Below are 9,963 nucleotides of genomic sequence, written 5' to 3'. Positions count from 1 at the left end.
AGCACCCTAACTCTAAAAAATATAATTTAATTAAAATTTTCAAAAAATAAAAAAAGCCATTTCTGACTTTTTTTAGAAGATATATTCTATTTAAATCCTATTTATTTAACACCTTATTTTTAAATTTAGGTTAGGCTTCCTAAGTCCCATAACACCGTATTTTTTAGGTCTATCTTCCAACCTAAAAAGTCAAAACTTAATTTTTCCCACTAAATATTTTGATACACCCTTAAGTTTTTACCGACTTTTTCTGCCTTCAGATCAGTTAAATTATATAATATTTTTCCTTTATTGTCAACGGTTCTTTAAGGTTAACTCCCTCTTATCTCCCCATAATTTTTCTTAAATAGAGAGGATATAATTTTAAAAATTTTTTCCAATTTTCCCTCTTCCAACTCACTATAAAATAATTTTTTTAATTTTTCCACAGCCCTCCACAGCTCTTTTATATTTCTGATTTTTTTATGATAATATTAGTTATATCAAAGATCAAAGGAGGGTTAAAATGACAAATCAAGAGGCAAAACCAATAGTACAGGAATCTCTTAACAAACTTAAAGAATCTATCAAAAGAGAGGTGACTTATAATAAGGAATTAGCTGACGACAAACTTACACTTGAAACTTTGGAGAAGATGAAAACAGAGGGAACAGCTCTTCCAGAGGGTTGCCCTTATAGCTCTTACGACGAGTGGATTCAACAACTTTCTAAGGAGATAAAATCTGGTGAAACTTCCCTTGGTAGAATTGGAGTGGAAAAGGCTGAGATTGTGGCTTTTGAGTACTTTGTTGCTAATGCTAATTAGTTTAAATGGACGATTTTTATAGGCATAAACTTATCGAAATCATTGTTACTGTTATAGTTAAAATATTAAAATCAATCTTTGGTTAATTAATATTTTCTATCAGAGGGGGAAATCACCCCCTCTTTTATTTTAAAGTTGTAGGGAAGATTTTTCCCCACTAAATTTCTATACCAAACTCTTCTAATATATCTTTTGTTAACTTAGCTAATGGTTCCTTATTTTCTACTTTAAATTTATATGGTTCTATTACTAATTCTTTTAAATTTTTTAATACAATTTCTTTTATTTTTTCTTTATTTTCTATATTCTCATTTATAAATAGTTCTGCTATTGATTCAAGATATGTCTCTGGTTTATTTTTAATATTCTCTATCATATTTAAAAGATAATCATTATGTGTTCTTTCATATACTTTATCTAGTTTTAACATCGAAATAGTTTCAGAGGTTTTCACATCATTTTTTGAATCAATAATAACTTTAAATTCTGATTCATTTCCCAATAAAACCTCAAGAATCTTATCTTCTGTTTTAAATATTCCTTTAAAATCATCTTCATAGGGATGAACTATCTTATTTTTTTTCAATTCTCTGTCATATACTGACTTTTTACCTTTCATCCTACTATTACATATTTGACAACTTGGTATAAAGTTGTACAAACTCAAGGCTAAAAAAGGGTACTCAGCTTTTGGATAAAAATGATCTAAATCAGCTGTTGTTTTATTAGATTTTGATTCATTCTCTTCATATGAACTTATATAATTTCTCTGACAATAAGGACAAACTTTTATTTTTAAACTTGTTATTAATTTATGTCTTCCCCAATTTTTAGGATCTCTCTTTGAAAAAAAATCATAATCAAAGATTTCTTTTAATTCTTTTATGTAATTATTTTTATTTTCTAATTTTTCAAACTCTTCTATTAATTTTAACATTTTAAAATTATCAGCTATAGAAACATCTTTTAATCTGTTTAAAAATTTTATATACTTACTATCCAAATTCAACTTTTCTTTTTCTTTAATTTTATCTTCTAATTTAGAAAGGATAAAACCATCAAACCATTTTTTATGTTCTCTTTCTATAAATTTATTTTTATTGAGTTTTATCATTTTTTTCCTCTAAAATTCTAATTATTTTTTCTGAAGTTAATTCATTTAATTTCATATAACACTTTATCTTTTCAATATCATTTTCCAAATCTTTTTCGGTTTCTTCTTTATATTCTAGATACATCTTTTTTAATTTCTTTTTTATTATTGGTTCTCCTAAATTGTCTATTATAAACATAATTTCTTCTTTATTTTCTTCTATTTCTTGTATTTTATATTCATTATCTTCTGTTTTTGTCAACAATTCTATAACTTTTTTTATCTTATTTTTTGAAAATTCTCCAAAACAAGACTCTAATAAAAAATTATTTTTGAATAAATCATATATATTACTTCCAAAAGTTTTATTTTCACTTCTCATTACTTTTCCATTTTCTATAAACGATATATTTGTTTCTAACAAATCTCCTACTATAAAAGGAGTATGAGAAGATAAAATTATTTGAATATTTTTATTCTTCAACCACGCTAAACTATTTTTTATTGTTAATAAAAAATCTATAATTTTTCTTTGCCATTCTGGATGCATAAAAGCTTCTAATTCTTCAAAGAATAAAATAATATTTTTTGTTTCTCCTACTTTTTCTTTACAATTTTTTAAACTAGTTAACAATTTTAAAAGTTCTAATTCTCCACTACTAAATTTTTCCTTAAATTGAAAATTTAGTAATGTTCTCTTGTCTGGTATTGGTAATAAATCTTGATTTTGAGTCTTTTTAAAAATCTCTTTAGCATCTGAATAGTTCAATATCATTTCTTTATTACAAAATTTTATTTTATCATTATTTATAATCATTTTTATAGCTTTCAACATTCTTAATCTTATTCTTGAAGTAACATTATTCTTTGTATAAATTTCATTTTCTAATATATCTATTGTTCGTTTTATCCATACTTTTAAATCTTTTTCTTGCTCATTTATCAAAATTTTTCTAAATAGTATTTTCTCAAATCTTCCATTTCTTAAATCCCAGTAAAACCAAAAAATTATATATCTTCCTAATTGTTTTAGAAATTCATCCTGTTCATTTTCTTTTACTCTTAATATTTTTAAAATATCCAAACCCTCAATAAATTCATTTTTTTCTGTAAAGTATTTTAAATTTAGACTTTTATTATCTAGTATTTTTGGAAGTTTTAAACTTTTTATAACTTCATTATTTAAATAAAGATATCCTTCTAAATTAAATCTACAACTAATTTCCCCTTCATTTCTTATTTTTAGTAATTTTTCTTTAAAATCCTCATAAGGAATATTTTCTATGAGTGTACTTTCATTAATTATAAATTCTAAATTTTTTTGAAACACATCCTCATAATATTTTTCAAAAAATTTTTCTCCTTTATATTCTTCTTTTCCTACCTTATTCTCTAATTGTCCTCTCAAAGAAATATCTATAATATGATAGTCTTTTGATAATAATGTACTTAAATTACTTGTATAATAGATATATTTTATATCTATCTTTTCTAAATATTCCTCAAAATCGATCAATCTATAATCTTTAAAATCTATTACTAACTTATTTGTTTTTTTCAATATATAAATCTGATCATTTTCTTCAAAAATATAAATATTTTTATTTAAATTTATTGTCTTTTCTAAAAATTCTCTTTGGTTCTCTAAAATATCTTTTATTAATGAAGTTTTTCCCGCTCCATTTTTCCCTATAATACAACTGATACTTTCTATTTCTTTCCCAAAAAAATTTTTAGGTATTTTTTTTTCTTTTTCTTTTAATCTTTTTAAATGATATTTATTATCTTTTTCCATCTCTACTTCAAAATAAAAATTAGAATTAAAATTAATCCCTCTTCCAATAGACCTTCCCCAAAAATATATCAATTGCATATTTCCCCCATAATATTTTTTATTTTATTATATCATATACAACAATTATGGGGAAGATTTTTCCCCACGTCAAAAAAAGAAAAAAGAGTTCAGAAAATAGATCTGAACTCTTAATTTATATTATTCTTTCCAAACTATCTTGAAGAGTAGTTAGGAGCTTCTTTAGTTATTTGGATATCGTGAGGGTGGCTCTCTCTTAATCCAGCACCAGTTATTTTAACAAACTTAGCATTTTCTTTAAGCTCTTGGATTGTAGGAGTTCCGCAGTATCCCATACCAGCTCTTATTCCACCACATAATTGGAATATAACGTCTCTTAAATCTCCTCTATAAGCTATTCTTCCTTCAATTCCCTCAGGAACTAATTTTTTAGCGTCGTTTTGGAAGTATCTATCTTTAGAACCTCTCTTCATAGCAGCAAGAGAACCCATTCCAACATAAACTTTATATTTTCTTCCTTCGTAAATTATCTCTTCACCAGGAGCCTCAGTAGTTCCAGCTAAGATTCCTCCAAGCATTACACAGTCAGCACCAGATGCTAAAGCCTTAACGATATCTCCAGAAAGTTTGATTCCTCCGTCAGCTATAACTCCGATTCCTCTTTCTTTACAAACTTGGTAAACGTCGTTTACAGCAGTTAATTGAGGTACTCCAACCCCTGCAACAACTCTTGTAGTACAGATAGATCCAGGTCCGATTCCAACTTTAACAGCGTTAACTCCTGCATCTATTAAAGCAAGTGCAGCCTCAGCAGTTACAATGTTTCCAGCTATTAACTCAAGGTTAGGGAAAGCCTCTCTTATTTCTCTTACTCTTCTTATAACTCCAGCTGAATGTCCGTGAGCTGAGTCCATAGTGATAACGTCAACACCAGCTTCTACTAGAGCTCTAACTCTTTCGATAGTGTCGTTTCCGATACCAACAGCAGCTCCAACTCTTAATCTTCCGTGCTCATCTTTACAAGCATTTGGATATTCAACTATTTTATCAATGTCTTTTATTGTGATTAATCCTTTTAAGTATCCGTTTTCGTCTACGATTGGTAATTTTTCTATTCTGTTAGAAAGTAATATATCTTTAGCTTGATCTAAGTTAGTTCCTACTGGAGCTGTGATTAGATTTTCTTTAGTCATAACATCTTTAACTAAAGTATCGTAGTCTTTTCTATATTTTAAATCTCTGTTTGTTATGATACCGATTAATTTTCCGTCTTCTTCAACGATAGGAAGTCCAGATATTTTATATTGTCCCATTAAGTCATCAGCGTCACCTAAAGTGTGATCTTTAGTTAATGTGATAGGGTTTAATATCATTCCACTTTCGTTTCTTTTTACCTTATCTACCTCTTTAGCTTGCTCTTCTATTGTCATATTTTTGTGGATAAATCCAAGTCCCCCTTGTCTAGCAAGAGCGATAGCTAGGTCAGCCTCTGTAACTGTATCCATAGCAGCACTGATAATAGGGATATTTAAAGTTATGTTTTTAGTAAGTTGAGTTTTTAAGTTAATGTCTTGTGGTAGTACATTAGATTCAGCAGGTATTAATAATACGTCATCAAATGTTATTGCTTCTTTAACTATTTTTCCATTCATTGTATCCATTGGGTCTATCTCCTTTATATTAAAAATTTAATTAAACTTTTTAACAAAGAGGCTGATAAAAAAACAGCCTCTTTTTTTGTATTTTTGTTATTATATCATATTTTTTATATTTTTACCACAATAAAATTAATTTTTAATCAATTAAATCTTTGGCTCCAATATCTTTTCTGTAAAATAATTTATCACATTTTATTTTTTCAATATCAGCATAAGCCTTAGCCTTTGCCTCTTTAAGATCTTTTCCTTCTCCAACTACGATAAGAACTCTTCCACCGTTTGTAAGAAGTTTTCCATCTTCTAACTTAGTTCCCATATGGAAGATTTGAGACTCGATACCCTCAGGTATAGTGATCTCTGCCCCAACAGTTGAACTAGCTGGGTAACCTTCTGATGCCATTACAACACCACAAGTTGTTGTGTCCTTCCATTTAACAGGAGTCTCTTTATCGTTCATTATATCAAGGATAAGTTCCACTAAGTCGCTCTCCATTCTTGGTAAAATTGACTCAGCCTCAGGATCTCCAAATCTTGCATTAAACTCGATAGTTTTTACTCCCTCTTTAGTGTCCATTATTCCAGCAAAGATAAATCCTGTGAAAGGTAGCCCCTCTTTAACTAAACCTTTTAAAGTAGGTCTTATTATCTCATTAACACTTGCCTCAATTATATCCTTAGTAACTCTTTTTACTGGAGAATAAACTCCCATTCCCCCAGTGTTAGGTCCTAGATCTCCGTCAAATACTCTTTTGTGATCCTGTCCAACCTCTAAAGGTATAACCTTGTCATTGTGAGCTAGAGCTATAAGTGAAAACTCAAATCCGTCAAGGTAGTCCTCAATAACAACTCTATTATTTGGTATATCAAAAGCTATATCCAGTGCCTCGTAAGCCTCCTCTATTTTTAGAGCCACAGTAACACCTTTACCAGCCTTTAATCCGTCCTCTTTTATAACTATTGGAGCACCTTTTTTATTTACATATTCCAAAGCCTCAGCCTTGTTATCAAAAGTTTTATATGCTCCTGTTGGAACGTTATATTTTTCCATTATATGTTTAGCGAAGTCCTTACTACTTTCAAGTCTTGCCACATCTTTTTTAGGTCCAAATATTTTTAATCCCTTAGCCTCAAAAGCGTCAGCCACTCCTAAAGCTAAAGTTGTTTCAGGACCTACAACTGTTAAATCTATATTTTCTTTTAAAGCGAAGTCTACTAACCCTTCAACGTCGCTATCTTTTATATTTACATTTACACCGAACTCTTCTATTCCTGGATTTCCCGGTGCAACAAATACTTTATCTACAAGTGGACTTTGGTTTATCTTCCAAGCTAGAGCGTGTTCTCTTCCACCTTTTCCTATTACTAATACCTTCATTTTTTCCCCTCTTTTCAAAATTTTCTAAATTTAAAAATTAGTGTTTAAAATGTCTCATTTTTGTGAATACCATTGCTATTCCGTGTTTGTTACATTCGTCGATTGAAAGTTGGTCTTTTATAGATCCACCTGGTTGAATTATAGCTTTTATACCATACTCAATAGCTAATTGTACTGTGTCTGGCATTGGGAAGAATGCATCAGATGATAGGTAAGCTCCCTTAGATTTTTCCCCAGCTTGTTCAAGAGCTATCTTAGCAGCTCCAACCCTGTTCATTTGTCCAGCTCCAACACCTAAAGTTTGGTTGTTTTTACTTACAACGATAGCGTTAGATTTTACATTTTTAACAACTTTCCATCCGAATAATAACTCCTCAATATCCTCAGCACTTGGTTTAGTTTCAGTAACACAAACTAAGTCCTCAGCCTTAACCTCTCCAAAGTCTATATCTTGGATAAGTATTCCGTCGTTTACACCTACTACTTTTTTCTTATTATATATCTCTTGATTTATATCTAAAGTCATAAGTCTTATATTTTTCTTAGCCTTTAATATCTCTAAAGCCTCATCAGTAAATCCTGGAGCTATTACTATCTCTAGGAATAATTTATGTAATTCGTTAGCCACTTCAGTATCGATAACCTCATTAGTAGCCACTATTCCACCAAATATTGAGATAGGGTCAGCTGAGTAAGCTCTGTCCCAAGCCTCTTTTAATGAGTTTCCAATTCCAACACCACAAGGGTTAGTGTGTTTAACAGCTACAACAGCTGATTTTCCAGAGTTTAAAAACTCTCTTAATATCTCAATAGCACCGTTTGCGTCTTGGATATTATTGTATGATAACTCTTTTCCGTGAAGTTGTTTTGCTCCAGCAATAGAGTATCCAGTCATTGGAGTAGCATAGAAAGCTGCTGTTTGGTGAGGGTTTTCACCATATCTTAATCCTTGAACCTTCTCATAAGTCAATGTTAATTTTTCAGGATATTCTATTCCAAGTTTAGAAGTTAAGTATTGAGCTATTAGAGCGTCGTAAGCTGCAGTTGTTCTAAATACTTTAGCTGCTAATTCACATCTAAACTCTAAAGTAGTATCTCCATTTTCTTTTATCTCCTCTAAAACTCTTTGATAGTCAGCTGGATCAACACAAACAGTTACAAACTTATGGTTTTTAGCAGCTGATCTTAACATACTAGGACCACCGATATCTATATTTTCGATAAGTTCTTCGTGAGTTCCACCTTTTTTTAAAGTTTCTTTAAATGGATATAGGTTTACTACTACCATATCTATTAATTCAATGTGGTTGTCCACTAAATCTTTCATATGCTCAGGGTTATCTCTTACACAAAGTAATCCTCCGTGTACATTTGGATGAAGAGTTTTTACCCTTCCGTCCATCATCTCAGGGAATTTTGTTACATCAGATATTCCCATTGTTTTTATTCCAGCCTCATCTAAAGATTTTTTTGTTCCACCAGTTGATATTATTTCATAACCTAATGTTACTAACTCCTTAGCAAATTCTATTATACCAGTTTTATCTGAAACGCTTATTAAAGCTCTTTTCATCTCTCATTTCCTCCTAAAAATTTTTACATAATTCTTTTAAAGTTTTTGGATAAATTCTATGTTCTATCTTGTGGATCTCTTCCTCTAATTTTTCTATATCCCAATCTTTTTCGATAGTCAATTTTTCTTGATAGATTATCTTTCCACTGTCCACACCTTCGTCAACATAGTGAATTGTTACTCCTGTTTCCTTTGCTCCAGCTCTGAATGCGTCCCCTATACCATCTTTCCCAGGGAAGTTTGGTAGGTAGGCTGGGTGAATATTTACTATTCTATCTCTATACTCATTTAAAAGAGTAGGTGATATTATTCTCATATATCCAGCAAGGGCTACTAAATCAATTTTATTCTCTTTTAAGATTTCGATAATTCTCTCTTCATACTCTTTCTTTGATGAAAAGCTCTTAGGAAGTACCACATAGTATGGTACTCCTAATTTTTTAGCTCTCTCTATTGCAAAAGCTGATTCTTTATCAACTATTAAAAGTTCTATCTCATAGTTTTTTTCTTCATAATTTCTACTTGTTTCAACTATGCTTTGGAAATTTCCACCATTTCCAGAGGCAAATACGGCTACTCTTACCATACTAAGTCTACTCCCTCTTCACCTTCAACAACCTCTCCTAAAAGTACAGGTTTTTCTCCTAGAGCTTTTAAAGTTTCCATTGTTTTGTCAGCCTTATCTTCATCAACTATTATCATAAATCCTATACCCATATTGAATACATTGTACATCTCTTCATTAGGTACTTGTCCAACCTCTTGTAAGAATTTAAATATTTTTGGAGTGTCGATCACTTTAGTATCGATCTTAGCTTGTAATCCTTGAGGTATGATTCTTGGTACATTCTCGTAGAATCCTCCACCAGTTATATGGCACATTCCATTAACCTCTACCTCTTCTAATAATCTTTTTATTGTTTTAACATATATTCTTGTTGGAGTAAGTAAAGCCTCTCCTAAAGATTTTCCATCAAACTCATCTCTGTATCCGTTTAAGTCAAGGTTGTTATCCTTCATAACTATCTTTCTAACAAGAGAGAATCCATTTGAGTGAACTCCTGTTGATGGAAGTCCAATTATTTTATTTCCTTTTTTAACCTTGTCCCCAGTTATTAATTTAGATTTTTCTACAACACCAACGCAGAATCCAGCTAAGTCATAATCTCCTACTTCATACATATCTGGCATTTCAGCAGTTTCTCCACCGATTAATCCACATTCAGAAAGTTCGCAACCATCTGCAACACCTTTAACGATTTGCTCTATTTGCTCTGGGAAGTTTTTACCAACAGCTACATAGTCAAGGAAGAATATTGGCATAGCCCCTTGAACTAAAACGTCGTTTACACACATAGCTACAACGTCTTGCCCTATTGTATCGTGTTTATCCATTTTGAATGCTAACATTAATTTTGTTCCAACACCGTCAGTACCACTTATTAATACTGGCTCTTTATATCCAAGAGCTGATAAGTCAAACATTCCTCCAAAAGCTCCTATACTATCTATTACACCTTTAACTTTTGTTCTTGCAACGTGTGATTTTATTCTTCTAACTGATTCGTATCCAGCCTCTAAGTTTACTCCAGACTCCATATATCTTTTACTGCTCATATTATTTTCCATATATTCTTTACTCATTT

8 protein-coding genes are annotated in these 9,963 nt (G+C 30.5%); 1 reads left to right on the top strand and 7 read right to left on the bottom strand.

Features of this window, described 5'->3' with window-relative positions; genetic code table 11:
* Positions 1-505: 505 nt before the first annotated feature.
* Positions 506-805: a hypothetical protein gene (locus tag Q1J48_RS03820; protein WP_300361360.1), complete on the top strand. Its 300-nt coding sequence runs from the start codon at positions 506-508 to the stop codon at positions 803-805.
* A gap of 157 nt (positions 806-962) precedes the next feature.
* Here the strand turns inward: Q1J48_RS03820 and Q1J48_RS03815 are convergent, their stop codons facing one another.
* From Q1J48_RS03815 to purM, 7 genes are all read right to left on the bottom strand, one after another.
* A complete protein-coding gene (locus Q1J48_RS03815) occupies positions 963-1,919 on the bottom strand; it encodes a hypothetical protein (RefSeq protein ID WP_300361358.1) in 957 nt (318 codons plus the stop codon).
* Entirely contained in the window at positions 1,903-3,771 is a 1,869-nt protein-coding gene (locus tag Q1J48_RS03810) for an AAA family ATPase (RefSeq protein ID WP_300361356.1), read from the bottom strand. Before Q1J48_RS03810 ends, Q1J48_RS03815 begins: the two co-directional genes overlap by 17 nt.
* Before the next feature lie 134 nt (positions 3,772-3,905).
* On the bottom strand, positions 3,906-5,363 hold the full coding sequence (guaB, locus tag Q1J48_RS03805) for an IMP dehydrogenase (RefSeq protein ID WP_300361363.1): 1,458 nt from the start codon (positions 5,361-5,363) through the stop codon (positions 3,906-3,908).
* Positions 5,364-5,505: 142 nt separating this feature from the next.
* A complete protein-coding gene (gene purD / locus Q1J48_RS03800; RefSeq protein WP_300331958.1) occupies positions 5,506-6,744 on the bottom strand; it encodes a phosphoribosylamine--glycine ligase in 1,239 nt (412 codons plus the stop codon).
* A 37-nt stretch (positions 6,745-6,781) separates the two neighbouring features.
* Entirely contained in the window at positions 6,782-8,317 is a 1,536-nt protein-coding gene (gene purH, locus Q1J48_RS03795) for a bifunctional phosphoribosylaminoimidazolecarboxamide formyltransferase/IMP cyclohydrolase (protein WP_300361354.1), read from the bottom strand.
* 13 nt (positions 8,318-8,330) lie between these two features.
* Positions 8,331-8,903, bottom strand: a complete 573-nt coding sequence (purN, locus tag Q1J48_RS03790) for a phosphoribosylglycinamide formyltransferase (RefSeq protein WP_300361351.1) — start codon at positions 8,901-8,903, stop codon at positions 8,331-8,333.
* Positions 8,897-9,961 (bottom strand): phosphoribosylformylglycinamidine cyclo-ligase, encoded by a 1,065-nt coding sequence (purM, locus tag Q1J48_RS03785; protein ID WP_300331949.1) that lies wholly within the window; start codon positions 9,959-9,961, stop codon positions 8,897-8,899. The genes purN and purM overlap by 7 nt, the downstream gene beginning before the upstream one ends.
* Between the last annotated feature and the right edge of the window lie 2 nt (positions 9,962-9,963).

Origin of the sequence: Fusobacterium sp. (assembly GCF_029258315.1) — a bacterium.
In the GTDB taxonomy this organism is placed as follows: Bacteria; Fusobacteriota; Fusobacteriia; order Fusobacteriales; family Fusobacteriaceae; genus Fusobacterium_B.
The sequence above is the reverse complement of the archived record's forward strand: the minus strand, read 5'-3'. Positions and strand labels throughout refer to the sequence as shown.

Excerpts from the sequence above, each read along its gene's own strand:
- Q1J48_RS03820 (WP_300361360.1), top strand. The coding sequence starts at position 506 with ATGACAAATCAAGAGGCAAAACCAATAGTACAGGAATCTCTTAACAAA.
- Q1J48_RS03815 (WP_300361358.1), bottom strand. The coding sequence starts at position 1,919 with ATGATAAAACTCAATAAAAATAAATTTATAGAAAGAGAACATAAAAAA.
- Q1J48_RS03810 (WP_300361356.1), bottom strand. The coding sequence starts at position 3,771 with ATGCAATTGATATATTTTTGGGGAAGGTCTATTGGAAGAGGGATTAAT.
- guaB (WP_300361363.1), bottom strand. The coding sequence starts at position 5,363 with ATGAATGGAAAAATAGTTAAAGAAGCAATAACATTTGATGACGTATTA.
- purD (WP_300331958.1), bottom strand. The coding sequence starts at position 6,744 with ATGAAGGTATTAGTAATAGGAAAAGGTGGAAGAGAACACGCTCTAGCT.
- purH (WP_300361354.1), bottom strand. The coding sequence starts at position 8,317 with ATGAAAAGAGCTTTAATAAGCGTTTCAGATAAAACTGGTATAATAGAA.
- purN (WP_300361351.1), bottom strand. The coding sequence starts at position 8,903 with ATGGTAAGAGTAGCCGTATTTGCCTCTGGAAATGGTGGAAATTTCCAA.
- purM (WP_300331949.1), bottom strand. The coding sequence starts at position 9,961 with ATGAGTAAAGAATATATGGAAAATAATATGAGCAGTAAAAGATATATG.